Source organism: Kineosporiaceae bacterium SCSIO 59966, from assembly GCA_020881835.1.
GTDB lineage: Bacteria > Actinomycetota > Actinomycetes > Actinomycetales > SCSIO-59966 > SCSIO-59966.
This window is the reverse complement of the sequence record CP052876.1, coordinates 2,706,940-2,719,459: the sequence shown is the minus strand read 5'-3', so window position 1 is coordinate 2,719,459 and position 12,520 is coordinate 2,706,940. Positions and strand designations below refer to the sequence as shown.

14 protein-coding genes are annotated in these 12,520 nt (G+C 73.5%); 10 read left to right on the top strand and 4 right to left on the bottom strand.

From position 1 onward, the window contains the following. Window positions 1–112: 112 nt before the first annotated feature. A complete protein-coding gene (locus tag HJG43_12725) occupies window positions 113–778 on the bottom strand; it encodes a hypothetical protein (GenBank protein ID UER55262.1) in 666 nt (221 codons plus the stop codon). A 30-nt stretch (window positions 779–808) separates the two neighbouring features. Further along, window positions 809–1,468: a phosphate signaling complex protein PhoU gene (gene phoU, locus HJG43_12720; protein UER55261.1), complete on the bottom strand. Its 660-nt coding sequence runs from the start codon at window positions 1,466–1,468 to the stop codon at window positions 809–811. A gap of 154 nt (window positions 1,469–1,622) precedes the next feature. On the opposite strand from phoU, the gene HJG43_12715 reads away from it, so the two are divergent. Beyond that, entirely contained in the window at window positions 1,623–2,822 is a 1,200-nt protein-coding gene (locus HJG43_12715; GenBank protein ID UER55957.1) for a two-component sensor histidine kinase, read from the top strand. Window positions 2,823–2,824: 2 nt separating this feature from the next. After that, window positions 2,825–3,508: a response regulator transcription factor gene (locus HJG43_12710; GenBank protein ID UER55260.1), complete on the top strand. Its 684-nt coding sequence runs from the start codon at window positions 2,825–2,827 to the stop codon at window positions 3,506–3,508. Window positions 3,509–3,562: 54 nt separating this feature from the next. Here HJG43_12710 and HJG43_12705 read toward each other — a convergent pair whose 3' ends face one another. Further along, window positions 3,563–4,039, bottom strand: a complete 477-nt coding sequence (locus HJG43_12705; GenBank protein ID UER55259.1) for a hypothetical protein — start codon at window positions 4,037–4,039, stop codon at window positions 3,563–3,565. Window positions 4,040–4,226: 187 nt separating this feature from the next. On the opposite strand from HJG43_12705, the gene HJG43_12700 reads away from it, so the two are divergent. The 3 genes from HJG43_12700 to HJG43_12690 are packed head-to-tail and all read left to right on the top strand — an operon-like array spanning window position 4,227 to window position 5,913. Next, the gene (locus HJG43_12700) at window positions 4,227–4,709 is read left to right on the top strand and encodes a CarD family transcriptional regulator (protein ID UER55258.1); all 483 of its coding nucleotides are present in this window, start codon (window positions 4,227–4,229) and stop codon (window positions 4,707–4,709) included. A gap of 11 nt (window positions 4,710–4,720) precedes the next feature. Next, window positions 4,721–5,392 (top strand): 2-C-methyl-D-erythritol 4-phosphate cytidylyltransferase, encoded by a 672-nt coding sequence (locus HJG43_12695; GenBank protein ID UER55257.1) that lies wholly within the window; start codon window positions 4,721–4,723, stop codon window positions 5,390–5,392. After that, window positions 5,389–5,913, top strand: coding sequence for a 2-C-methyl-D-erythritol 2,4-cyclodiphosphate synthase (locus HJG43_12690; protein UER55256.1), 525 nt, complete (start codon window positions 5,389–5,391; stop codon window positions 5,911–5,913). Before HJG43_12695 ends, HJG43_12690 begins: the two co-directional genes overlap by 4 nt. Before the next feature lie 10 nt (window positions 5,914–5,923). Here HJG43_12690 and HJG43_12685 read toward each other — a convergent pair whose 3' ends face one another. Further along, window positions 5,924–6,634, bottom strand: a complete 711-nt coding sequence (locus HJG43_12685; protein UER55255.1) for a helix-turn-helix domain-containing protein — start codon at window positions 6,632–6,634, stop codon at window positions 5,924–5,926. A gap of 126 nt (window positions 6,635–6,760) precedes the next feature. Here HJG43_12685 and HJG43_12680 point away from each other — a divergent pair, with 126 nt between their 5' ends. Genes HJG43_12680 through HJG43_12660 form a run of 5 tightly spaced genes read left to right on the top strand, consistent with a single transcriptional unit; the run spans window position 6,761 to window position 12,519 of the window. Next, the gene (locus HJG43_12680) at window positions 6,761–7,969 is read left to right on the top strand and encodes an ABC transporter substrate-binding protein (GenBank protein UER55254.1); all 1,209 of its coding nucleotides are present in this window, start codon (window positions 6,761–6,763) and stop codon (window positions 7,967–7,969) included. Next, on the top strand, window positions 7,966–8,835 hold the full coding sequence (locus tag HJG43_12675) for a branched-chain amino acid ABC transporter permease (GenBank protein UER55253.1): 870 nt from the start codon (window positions 7,966–7,968) through the stop codon (window positions 8,833–8,835). Before HJG43_12680 ends, HJG43_12675 begins: the two co-directional genes overlap by 4 nt. Next, window positions 8,835–10,739, top strand: coding sequence for an ATP-binding cassette domain-containing protein (locus HJG43_12670; protein ID UER55252.1), 1,905 nt, complete (start codon window positions 8,835–8,837; stop codon window positions 10,737–10,739). Before HJG43_12675 ends, HJG43_12670 begins: the two co-directional genes overlap by 1 nt. Then, window positions 10,739–11,560, top strand: a complete 822-nt coding sequence (locus HJG43_12665; GenBank protein UER55251.1) for an ABC transporter ATP-binding protein — start codon at window positions 10,739–10,741, stop codon at window positions 11,558–11,560. The genes HJG43_12670 and HJG43_12665 overlap by 1 nt, the downstream gene beginning before the upstream one ends. Further along, window positions 11,557–12,519 carry an MBL fold metallo-hydrolase gene (locus tag HJG43_12660; protein ID UER55250.1) on the top strand — a complete coding sequence of 321 codons (963 nt, stop codon included), beginning with the start codon at window positions 11,557–11,559 and terminating at the stop codon, window positions 12,517–12,519. Before HJG43_12665 ends, HJG43_12660 begins: the two co-directional genes overlap by 4 nt. Window position 12,520: the final 1 nt, after the last annotated feature.

Below are 12,520 nucleotides of genomic sequence, written 5' to 3'. Positions count from 1 at the left end.
GTCGGGACGGCGCTTTCAGGGCCGGATCACCACCACGACGGGCGCGAACCCTCGGCGGGGCGGCGGGGCGGCGGGGCGGCGGGGCGGCGGGGCGGCGGGCGGCGGAACCCGGTCAGCCGGCGCTGTCGGAGCAGGCGTCCTCGAGGCCGGCGGACAGCCGCTCCTGCGCCTCGACGACGTCCTCGTCCGGGTGCTGCTCGCTGATCTCGACGTAGCGCTCGGTCGCCTCGGTGATCGCCGCCTCGGTGCCGTCGGGGATCTCGATCTCCTCGAGGTCGGCGTCCAGGGGCTCCCAGTACGCCACGACGGTCTCGGCGTCGGCGCGCAGCTCGGGCTCCCCGGGGCCGAGGGCGTCCTGCAGGGTGGACCAGTACTCCGCCGCCTCCTGGCTCGTCACGATCACCTGGATGCTGAACGCCCGTGGGTCACCGCGGGGCACCTCCAGCCGGTCCAGCTCGGCCTGCGTCGCCGCCTCGAGCCGCTCCCGGGCCTCCTCGACCGCCGCGCAGTCCACGTCCCGCACGGGGCCCGGTGTCGTCGTCCCGGTCGGGGCCGGCCCTGTCGTGGACGCCGTCCCGGACGGCGTGGGCGGGGGTCCGGCCGGGGTCGTGGGCCCAGGGGTCGTGGTCGCCGAGTCCGTGGGTGACGAGCCCGTGGGCGACGGTGGCGGGCCGTCGGCACCGCTGCACCCCGCCAGGGCCAGCGAGCCGGCGACGAGCGCGGCCGCGCCGGTCCTGCGGCCGGCCTTCCGGCCGCCGTCGCGCAGCCCCGTCCTCACCGGCAGGACGCTACCGGAGGGGCCGCAGCCTCACTCCCCGAGCGTGGAGCCGCTGTAGTCCCCGGTGACGAGGAACACCACGCGTCGGGCGACGGACACGGCGTGGTCACCGAACCGCTCGTAGAAGCGGCTCAGCAGCGTCACGTCGACCGTCGTCTCGGCGGGTTCGGTCCAGTCCGCGGCCATCATCCGGGTGAAGACCTGCCGGTGCAGCTGGTCGAGCAGGTCGTCGTCCGACTCCAGCTTGGCGGCCGCGGCCAGGTCGCGCGTGCGGATGAGGTCCCCCGCCTCCCCGGACAGTCGCTGGGCGGTCTGCCCCATCTTCTCGAAGGTGGGCGCGAGACTCTCGGGCACGACGGACCGCGGGAAGCGCAGCCGCGTCTGCTGGGCGACGTGCCGGGCCAGGTCGCCCATCCGCTCGATGCTGGAGCTCATCCGCAGTGCGGCGACGACGACCCGCAGGTCGGTCGCGACCGGCGCCTGGCGCGCCAGCAGCTCGATGGCGCGCTCGTCCAGCTCGGCCTGAGCGGCGTCCACCTGGGCATCGGCGGCGATCACCGACTCAGCGAGCTGGAGGTCGGCCTCCAGCAGGGCGCGGGTGGCGTCGTCGATGGCCTGGCCGACGAGCTCGGTCATCCCGATGAGCCCGTCGGCGAGCTGGTCCAGCTCGTGGTGGAAGACCTCTCGCATGGGGGGCAGGTTTACACCCTTTGGTGAACGGACGCTCAGCGGTACATGAACATCAGGCCACCAGCACGCCGTCCGGGCTGCCGCCCATCCGAGCCGGGGGCGCGGCGGCCGTAGGCTGGCCGACGTGGAGGCGATCGTCGCCGAGCTGGCGGCGCTGGGTCTGGGTGCGCTCGTCGGTGCCGCCGTCGTGGCCGGCGTCGTCGTGCTGTCCCGCCGTGCCGGGGGCAGCACCGACGGTGCGGACGCCGACGGCGGCCAGCCCGGTTCGGCGGGGCTGCCCCCCGGCACGGTGGAGGTGCTCGCCGTGCTGCCGTCGGCGGTGATCGTCGTCGACGAGACGGACGTCGTGCGGACGGCGTCCCCGGCCGCCTACGCCTACGGCATCGTCCGCGACGGGCACGTCGTCCACGACCGGCTGACGGCCATGGTCGACGAGGTCCGCGCCGACCGCCGGATCCGGGAGGCCGAGCTCGAGCTGCGCCGAGGCCCCCTCGGCCGGGAGGTGCTCGTCGTCCACGCCCGGGTCGCCCCGCTGGCGGACCGGTACGTGCTGCTGCTCGTCTCGGACAACACCGAGGCCCGCCGCGTCGAGGAGATCCGCCGCGACTTCGTCGCGAACGTCAGTCACGAGCTCAAGACGCCGGTGGGGGCGATCGCCCTGCTCGCCGAGGCGATCGCGGACAACGCCGAGGACGCCGACGCCGTCCGGCGGTTCGCCGTCCGGATGGGACGCGAGTCCGGTCGGCTCACCTCGCTCGTCCAGGACATCATCGACCTGTCCCGCCTGCAGGCCGCGGCGAGTGTGCGCGAGCCGGTGCCGGTGGACGTGGACGCCGTCGTCGCCGAGGCCGTCGACCGGTCCCGGCTGACCGCGGAGGCGCGGGAGGTGAGCATCGACGTCGGCCCGGCCGCCGGGGCGACGGTCTACGGCGACCACGACCTGCTCGTCACCGCGGTGCGCAACCTCGTCGACAACGCGATCCGGTACTCCGAGCCGGGGACCAGGGTCGGCATCGGGGTGCGCCACCAGCACGGCCTCGTCGAGGTCGCGGTCGCCGACCAGGGCATCGGCATCCCGGAGGGCGAGCTCGACCGAGTCTTCGAGCGGTTCTACCGGATCGACCCGGCCCGCTCCCGCGCCACCGGGGGGACCGGTCTGGGCCTGAGCATCGTCAAGCACGTGGCGGCCAACCACGGCGGTGACGTGACAGTCTGGTCCCGCCCCGGGCACGGGTCGACCTTCACCCTGCGACTGCCGGACGCCGCCACCGGGGCCCCCGGCGGGCGTCCGGACCCGCCGTCCCACGACACCGGCCGGGCCGACCGCCCGGCCCGAGCCCGGCAAGGAGTGTGAGCGTGACCCGCATCCTGGTGGTGGAGGACGAGGAGTCCTTCAGCGACCCGCTGTCGTACCTGCTGTCCAAGGAGGGCTACGACGTCGCGGTCGCCGAGACGGGGACCGAGGCGCTGGAGGAGTACGACCGCAACGGCGCCGACCTCGTCCTGCTCGACCTCATGCTGCCGGGCCTGTCCGGGACCGAGGTGTGCCGCCAGCTGCGCACCCGGGGCAACGTGCCGGTGATCATGCTGACGGCGAAGGACAGCGAGATCGACAAGGTCGTCGGGCTCGAGCTCGGAGCCGACGACTACGTGACGAAGCCGTACTCCTCCCGCGAGCTCGTGGCCCGGGTCCGTGCCGTGCTGCGGCGCCGGGCGGAGCCGGACGACCTGGTGCCCCCGACGATCGAGGCCGGCCCGGTTCGGATGGACGTCGAGCGGCACGTCGTCACCGTCGACGGCCAGCCGGTCCAGCTGCCGCTCAAGGAGTTCGAGCTGCTCGAGCTGCTGCTGCGCAACACCGGCCGGGTGATGACCCGTGGCCAGCTCATCGACCGGGTGTGGGGCAGCGACTACGTCGGCGACACCAAGACGCTCGACGTCCACGTCAAGCGACTGCGCAGCAAGATCGAGCCCGAGCCGTCGGCGCCGCGCTACCTCGTCACGGTTCGGGGCCTCGGCTATAAGTTCGAGGCCGACTGACGACGGCCGGCTGACGTCGGCCGGCTGACGTCGCGCCCCGACCGTTCCGGCCGCTCAGGGCAGCAGGTCGGCGTACTCCGGCAGGGTGCCGTCGAGCACCGGGACGCTGACCTGCACCGGCTCCGCGCCGTCCGCACCGACCGTCATCGGCAGCCGCTGGCCCGGCATGACGCCGAGCGAGTCGACGGTGACCTCCTCGTCGGCGTCCTGACCGCCGACGGCGTACGTCTGGCCGGGCTCGACCTCCACCTCGACGTCGACGTCCGCCTCGGTCGAGGTGATCCGCACCGTGGCCGGCTCGGTGCCGGAGTTCACGACCCGGGCCACCAGGACGGCCTCGCTCTGCGCGTCCTCGGCGAGCAGCAGCAGGTTGGTCGCGACCAGCCCGTCACCGAGCTGGGCCTCCACGCCGTCGCTGGGCATGTAGTACCGCGCGGTCTCCTGCGGGTTGGTCACCGAGCAGCCTGCGGTGAGCCCGGAGGCGAGCACGGCGGCGACGGCGAGGGCCACGGGTCGGGTCAGGCGGGTCACGTCGCCAGAGCGTAGCGGCCGCGCGACCTCGGGGGCGCTCAACCACCCGGCGCAGCACGTCACCGCGGCGATGTCAACCCCCTCCTCGTCGACGCCAGGGCTCTGACCTGCGGAAACGTCGATCGGGGACTGTCGGTCCCCGGTGTCACCGTGTTACCCTGGACGTCGCGAAAGGGGAACAGAGCAGATGGCATTCAAGGTCGGCGAGACAGTTGTGTACCCGCACCACGGGGCCGCACTGATCGAGGAGATCAAGACCAGGACCATCAAGGGAGAGGACAAGCTCTACCTCCGCCTCAAGGTCGCCCAGGGCGACCTGACCATCGAGGTCCCCGCCGAGAACTGTGATCTCGTCGGCGTCCGGGACGTGGTCGGCAAGGAGGGGCTCGAGCGGGTCTTCGAGGTGCTGCGCGCTCCCTACACCGAGGAGCCGACCAACTGGTCGCGCCGCTACAAGGCCAACCTCGAGAAGCTCGCCTCCGGTGACGTGATCAAGGTGGCCGAGGTCGTCCGCGACCTGTGGCGCCGTGACCAGGACCGCGGGCTGTCCGCCGGGGAGAAGCGGATGCTGGCCAAGGCGCGGCAGATCCTCGTCTCCGAGCTCGCGCTCGCGGAGAAGACCGAGGAGGACAAGGCCGAGGCCATCCTCGACGAGGTGCTGGCCAGCTGACCACCGGCTGCGTGGTGGTCGCCGCGGGCAACGGCACCCGCCTCGGCCTGGGCACCCCGAAGGCGCTCGTCCCGCTGCACGGTGAGCCGATGCTCACCCACGCGCTACGGCGCCTGGAGGCCAGCGGTGTCGCCGACGAGGTCGTCGTCGTCGTGCCCCCCGACTCCCCCCCACCCTCGGTGATCATGCAGTCCCGCCACCCTGTCGTCGTCCCCGGGGGCGAGACCCGGCAGGACTCGGTGCGGCTGGGCCTGGCGGCCCTGTCGCCGGACGTCGACGTCGTCCTCGTCCACGACGCTGCCCGCTGCCTCGCCCCGCCGGACCTGTTCCGGACCGTCGCGGACGCCGTCCGGGCCGGTGCGGATGCGGTCGTCCCGGGTCTACCGGTGACCGACACGGTGCGCTCCGTCGACGGGGAGACGCTCGACCGTCATCGGCTGCAGGCCGTGCAGACGCCGCAGGGGTTCCGGCGGGCCGTCCTGGAGGAGGCGCACGCCCTGGCGGTGGACGAGGCGGACGAGTCCCTCGCCGCGACGGACGACGCCGGGCTGGTCGAGCGGGCCGGCTGGCGGGTGCAGGTCGTCCCCGGTCACCCCGAGGCGTTCAAGGTGACCACGGCCCACGACCTGCGCGTCGCCGAGGCGCTGCTCGCCGGTGCCGCCGGCCAGTCCCAGACGCCGTGACCGACGGCCAGGAACCGCAGGGCCCTCAGACGCTGGTGCCGCGGGTCGGTGTCGGGACCGACGTCCACCGGTTCGCGGACCCCGCAGCCGGCCGCCCGCTTCGGCTCGCCGGCCTGGACTGGCCGGGCGAGACCGGGCTCGCCGGGCACTCCGACGCCGACGTCGCCGCCCACGCCTGCTGCGACGCGCTGCTGTCGGCCGCCGGTCTCGGCGACCTCGGGCTGCACTTCGGCACCGCCCGCCCCCAGTGGGCCGGTGCGGCGGGCACCACGCTGCTCGCCGAGACCGCCCGACTGGTGCGCGAGGCCGGCTACGAGATCGGCAACGTCGCCGTCCAGGTGATCGGCAACCGGCCGCGGCTGGGCCCCCGGCGGGCCGAGGCCGAACGGGCCCTGGCCGAGGCGTGCGGCGCCCCCGTGTCGGTGTCCGCGACGACCACCGACGGCCTCGGGCTGACCGGCCGCGGCGAGGGGCTCGCAGCGATCGCGACCGCTCTGGTCGTCCCGTCCCGCGGGCGGTGACCGCGGCGGCTCACAGCAGGGCCGCGGTGGCGCCGGCTGCGCCGCGGACCCGCTCACCGAGCTCGTCGAAGTCGACGTCGGCGACGAACACGACGCTGACCGCGCCGTGGCACACCCCGCGCGAGTCCACGACCGGCGAGGCCACCGCGTTCATCCCCGGCAGCACCTCCGAGTACGTGGCGACCCACCCCTTGCGTCGCCCCTCGGCGACCTCCGGGCGCTCCCCGGGGACGGGCGGTGACCCGGCCAGCAGCGCCAGCCCGGGCGCACCCCGGGTGACCGGGTGCCGGGTCCCCGGCCGGTACACGACGTGGACCGTCGACTGGCGGGGCTCGATGACCGTCACCGTCACCGCTTCGTCGTGCTGGCGGACGACGAGGAACGCGGTCATCCCCACGTCGTTCGCCAGGCGGGAGAGCTCCGGCACGGCCGCGGCCTGCAGGTTCGGCGCCACCTGCCGGGCCAGGACGGCGAGCCCGGCGCCCGCGGCGTACCGGTTCTCCGCGTCACGGGCCACGAGGGCGTGGTCCTCCAGGGTCCGTAGCATCCGGTAGGCGATCGACCGGTGCAGGCCCAGCGCGCGGGCCACCTCGGCGACGGACAGCGGCCGCTCGCTGCCCGCGACGAGCTCCAGGGTGCGCAGGCCGCGATCGAGCGTCTGGGACGCCGGGCGGGCCGTGCCGTCACCATCGGGGTCAGGAGCACGGGAGGCCGTTGTCATTGTGGCCTGTATCACCTATCCTCACTCGCAATTCGAATGCGACGTTCGAATATAGAACTCCTCTGACGGTACAGCACACGGTGACGGCGCCGCCAGTCGCCACGGACCTCGAATGGAGCAGCACCTATGCGTCGTGGAGCACGCGCAGCAGCCGCACTCGTCGCCGGACTCGCCCTCGCGCTCACCGGCTGCGCGGAGGAGGAGCCCGCCCCGCAGACGGAGGGCACCGCCGACGGCGGCGAGGCCACCGGCGGCGAGCAGGAGCCGATCAAGATGGGGGTGGTGCTCGACATCACCGGCGCCGGCGCCAGCCTCGGCGTCCCCGAGCGCAACACCATCGAGATGCTCGCCGAGCAGGTCAACGCGGACGGCGGCGTGGCGGGCCGGGAGCTCGAGGTCCTCATCGAGGACAACCAGTCCACCGAGGACGGCGCGGCGCGGGCCGCCAGCAGGCTGATCCAGTCGGAGGAGGTGGACATCCTGCTCGGTGCCAGCCGCACCGGCCCCAGCCTGGCCATGCGTCCGATCGCCGAGCAGGCGCAGATCCCGATGATCTCGCTGGCTGCGAACCAGGCGATCATCGACGGCTCGGAGTGGGTGTTCAAGACCGCCCAGAACGACAGCGTGGTGATCGAGCGGATCATCGACGACATGGCGGCCAAGGGCTACCAGCGGATCGCCGTCGCCCGGGACGCCTCCGGGTTCGGTGAGGGCGTCCCCGAGGCGTTCGCCGAGATCGGGGCCGAGGAGGGCATCGAGGTCGTCACGACGGAGAGCTTCGCCCCCGACGCCACGGACTTCACCGCCCAGATGGTCAACATCCGGGACGCCGACCCGGACGCCGTCGTGATCTGGGGCATCCCGCCGGCCGCGTCGCTGGCCCAGGTGGCCTACCGCCAGCTCGGCATCGAGGCGCCGGTCTACCAGTCGCACGGCATCGGCAACCAGGTGTTCCTCGACAGCGCCGGGGACGCCGCCGACGGCCTGCTCGCCCCGCTGGGCCGGATGGTCGTCGCCGAGCAGCTGCCGCAGGACGACCCGCAGAAGGAGGTCGTCACCCAGTTCATCGAGGACTACGAGGCCGCCTACGGCGAGACGCCGTCCACGTTCGCCGGGCACGCCTACGACGCGTTCATGATCGCCGTCGACGCGATCGAGGAGGTCGGCACGGACCCGAACGAGCTGCGCGACGCGATCGAGAGCGTCTCGGACTGGCCGGGTGTCAGCGGCGTCTTCACGATGACGCCGGAGGACCACTCGGGGCTGAGCAAGGAGGCGCTGGTCCTGGTCACCGTCGAGAACGGTGAGTGGCAGATCGCCGACGGCGCCGAATGACCGACCTCCTCCAGCTGGTCTTCTCCGGGCTGGCTCAGGGCGCCGTCTACGGCCTGGTCGCGCTCGGCTTCGTGGCCATCTTCTCCGTGCGCGAGATGGTGAACCTCGCGCAGGGGGAGTACGCGGCACTCGCCGGCCTGAGCGCCATCACGGCCGTCGCCTCCGGGGTGCCGCTGCTGCTGGCCGTCGTCCTCGTCGTGCCGTTCGTCGTCCTGGTGTCGGTGGTGCTCGAGCGGCTGTTCGTCGCCCCGGTCAAGCACATGACGCCGCTCGTGTCGATCATCCTCACGCTCGGCATCTCCACCGCGCTCAAGGCGGTCATGCTGCTGGTCTGGGGCCCCCAGGCCAGGGGCCTGCCCGCGTTCCCGGGCCGGGACCTGTTCGTCGGCGGCATCAGCATCCGCTCCCAGGAGCTGTGGATCCTCGGGGTCGCCGCGGTGGTGGGGGCCGCGGTCGTGTGGTTCTACGAGCACACCCTGTACGGCAAGGCGCTGCGGGCGTGCGCCGAGCAGCCGGTCGCCGCGCGGCTCGTCGGCATCTCGCCCCGGACGGCGACGATGGTCGCCTTCGCCATCGCCGGGTTCGTCGGCGCGGTGGCCGGCGTGGTCGGCAGCCCGATCTACTTCTCCTCCTGGGAGTACGGGCTCACCCTCGGCCTCAAGGGGTTCGTCGCGGCGACCCTCGGCGGGCTGGTCTCGCTGCGGGTGGCGATGCTCGGCGGTCTCGTCCTCGGCGTCCTGGAGAACCTGGTCGCCGGGTACGTCGACACCGGGTTCCGGGACGCCGTCGCGTTCCTCGTCCTGGTCCTCGTGCTGCTCGTGCGGCCGCAGGGTCTCGTCCTGAAGGCCTCGGGGGTGCGGGTCTGATGAACGCCGTCCTCCGGCGGCACGCCGGCTACTACCTGCCGTTCCTGGCGCTCGCCGCCGTCCTCGCCGTGTTCCCGCTCGTCGCGTCGACGAACATGGTGAACATCGGCGTGTTCGCGCTGATCTACGGCATCGCGGCCATCGGCCTGTCGCTGCTCATGGGCCTCGCCGGGCAGGTCAGCCTCGGCCAGGCCGCGTTCTTCGCCGTCGGCGCCTACACCCACGCCATCCTCGTCACCCGGTACGACGTGCACGGCCTGGTCGCCGCGGTGACCGCCGTGCTCGCCGCCATGCTGGTGGCCCTGCTCGTCGGCCTGCCGCTGCTGCGGCTGCGTGGCCACTTCCTCGCGCTGGCCACCCTCGGGCTCGGGATCATCGTCTCGGTCACCGTCCGGGAGCTCGAGTACACCGGGGGGACCTCCGGCATCTTCGGGATCCCCAAGCCGGAGTTCGGCGGGCGGGTCTACGACAGCCCGCGCGAGTTCTTCTGGCTGCTCGTCCCGTTCGTCGTCGTCGGCCTGCTCATGGCGCGCAACCTCGTCGGCAGCCGCACCGGCCGGGCCCTGTCCGCCGTCAACGACTCCGAGGTGGCCGCGGAGTGCCTCGGGGTCAACACGTTCCTGCTGCGGCTCAAGGTCTTCGTGCTGTCGGCCGGTTACGCCGGACTCGCCGGCGTCTTCTACGCCTACTGGCTCGCCGTCGTCAGCCCCGAGGCTGCGGGCTTCCTGCTCAGCGTGCACTTCCTGCTCATGGTGGTGCTGGGCGGGCTCGGCACCGTCTGGGGCGCCATCACCGGCGCCGTCGTCGTCGAGGGCCTCGACGAGGGCATGAAGGCCCTCATCCCGCGGATCGTCCCGGGGGCCACCGGCGAGGTCCAGCTCATCGCCTTCGGCGTCGCCCTCGTCCTCGTCGTCATCCTGCTGCCCGGCGGCCTGGCCCAGCTGTGGGAGATGGCGGTCTCCCGGCTGCGCCGCCGCGGCAGTGCCCGCGAACCCGGTGAGCTGCCGACGGTCGCGGTTCGTGAGGGACCCCGGGACGACGTCCCCGGGACGGGGGAGGTGTCGCTGGCGGACCTGCTGGCGGAGGCCGACGTGCCCGAGCGGGGCACCGTCGTGCTGTCCGTGCGTGGCCTGACCAAGCGGTACGGCGGCGTCGTGGCCGTCGACGACGTCGACCTCGACGTCCGGGCCGGGGAGATCCTCGCCCTCATCGGACCCAACGGCGCCGGCAAGACGACGTGCTTCAACATGATCAGCGGGGTGCTGGAGCCGACCGCCGGGACCATCGAGGTGCTCGGCAGCCGGGTGGAGGGCCGCGCCCCGCACACCGTCGCCGAGCTCGGCGCCACCCGCACCTTCCAGAACCTCCAGGTGTTCGGCAGCAGCACGGTCCTCGGCAACGTCAAGGTGGCACGGCACCTGCGCAGCCGCTCCGGCGTCGTGCGCGGCATGCTCGGCCTGGCCGGCCGGGAGGAGAAGGAGATCGAGCGCTCGGCGATGGCGTCGATCGCGGCGCTGGGCCTGGCGCAGGACGCCGACCGCTCGGTCACGGACCTGCCGTTCGGTCGCCAGCGGCAGGTCGAGGTGGCCCGGGCACTCGCCCTGGCCCCGCGGCTGCTGCTGCTCGACGAGCCGATGGCCGGCCTGTCCGGCGCCGAGCGCGACGAGCTGGCCGAGCTGCTGCGCCGCGCCCGGGACGCCGGCGTCGCCGTCGTCCTCGTCGAGCACGACGTGGACGCCGTGATGGCGCTCGCGGACCGGGTCGCCGTCCTCGACGACGGGCGGCTCATCGCCCTGGGTACCCCCGCCGAGGTGCGCAACGACCCGGCCGTCGTCGCGGCGTACCTGGGCACGGACGACGAGGCCGACGACATCGTCCGGCACGCCGCGCAGGAGGTGCGCTGATGGCCGGGCTCGAGGTGCGCGGCCTGGAGGCCGGGTACGACCGGTTGCAGGTGCTGCACGGGATCGACGTCTCGGTCGCACCCGGCGAGCTGGTCGCCGTCATCGGCGCGAACGGGGCGGGCAAGTCCACCCTGCTGCGCTCGGTCTCCGGGCTGCTGCGTCCCCGCAGCGGCCAGGTGCTGCTCGACGGGACGGACGTGACGAACCTCGGCGCCGAGCAGATCGCCCGCCGTGGCCTGGCGCACGTGCCGGAGAACCGGCTGGTGTTCCCGTCGCTGAGCGTGGAGGACAACCTCGCCCTCGGCGGCTGGACCCGTCAGCGCGACGGGCGCTACGCCCAGCGACGCGCCGAGGCCCTCGCCCTGTTCCCCCGGCTCGCCGACCGGATCGCCCTGGTCGCCGGTGCCCTGTCCGGCGGGGAGCAGCAGATGCTCGCGATGGCCCGGGCCCTCATGGCCGGCCCCTCGGTCGTCGTCCTGGACGAGCCGAGCCTCGGGCTCGCCCCGCGCGTCGTCGGCGAGATCATCGCCGCTCTCGCGCACCTGCGCGACGAGCAAGGGCTCGCCGTGCTCCTCGTCGAGCAGAACGTCCGGGCGGCGTTCAAGGTCGCCGACCGGGTCCTGGTGATGGACCGCGGCCGGGTCGTCGTCACCGGGACGCCGGCCGAGCTGGCCGACGACGCCCGGGTGCGCTCGGCCTACCTCGGCGGCGACTCCACGTCGTCCGGCTCGGTCGGCGCCGCCGCCCCGGCCGGGGCACCGGCGCCGACCGGGACCCCGTCCGACACCACCGACCACCCCGCAGCGGAGGAGAACCGTTGAGCAGCAAGCCGTTCGCGTCGTCCGCGGACCTGGAGGACAAGACCGAGACGCTCGAGGTCCTCGCCGACGGCGTCTACGCCCTGACCGCCGAGGGCGACCCCAACGTCGGGGCCGTCGAGGGCGAGGACTTCGTCGTCGCGTTCGAGGCCCGGGCCACGCCGGTCGCCGCCCGCGAGTGGCTCGACCGGCTGCGCGAGCACACCGACAAGCCGGTCCGCTACCTCGTCCTGTCGCACTACCACGCGGTCCGGGTGCTGGGCGCCAGCGCGTTCGACGCCGACGTCGTCGTCGCCCACGAGAACACCCGGGCGCTCATCGCCGAGCGCGGCCAGCAGGACTGGGACAGCGAGCTGGCCCGGATGCCGCGGCTGTTCAAGGAGCCGGACTCGGTGCCCGGTCTGACCTGGCCGACGCTGACGTTCTCGGACCGGGTGACGATCCCGCTCGGCGGCGACCGCGGCGACCTGGTCCTGCAGTACTGCGGCCGCGGGCACACCGAGGGCGACATCGTCGCCTGGCTGCCGCGTCACCGGGTGCTGTTCGCCGGTGACCTCGTCGAGGCGCAGGCTGCCCTGTACACCGGGGACGCCTTCCACCAGGAGTGGGTGAGCGGCACCCTGGACGCCGTCGCCGCGTTCGGCGCGGAGGCCCTCGTCGGCGGGCGGGGTGCGGTGGTGCGGGGCCGTGACGCCGTGGACGCCGCGATCGAGCAGAGCCGCGGGTTCCTCACCGCGCTCATCGACGAGGTGCGCCGGGTCCAGAGCGAGGGCGGCATGCTCAAGGACGCCTTCCGCGCCTGCCACGACCGGCTCGCCCCCACCTACGGGAGCTGGCCGATCTTCGAGCACACCCTGCCGTTCGACGTCGCCCGGGTCTGGGAGGAGCTCGAGGGGGTCGAGCGTCCGACGATCTGGACGGCGCAGCGGGACCGGCAGGTCTGGGACCAGCTGCAGGACTGAG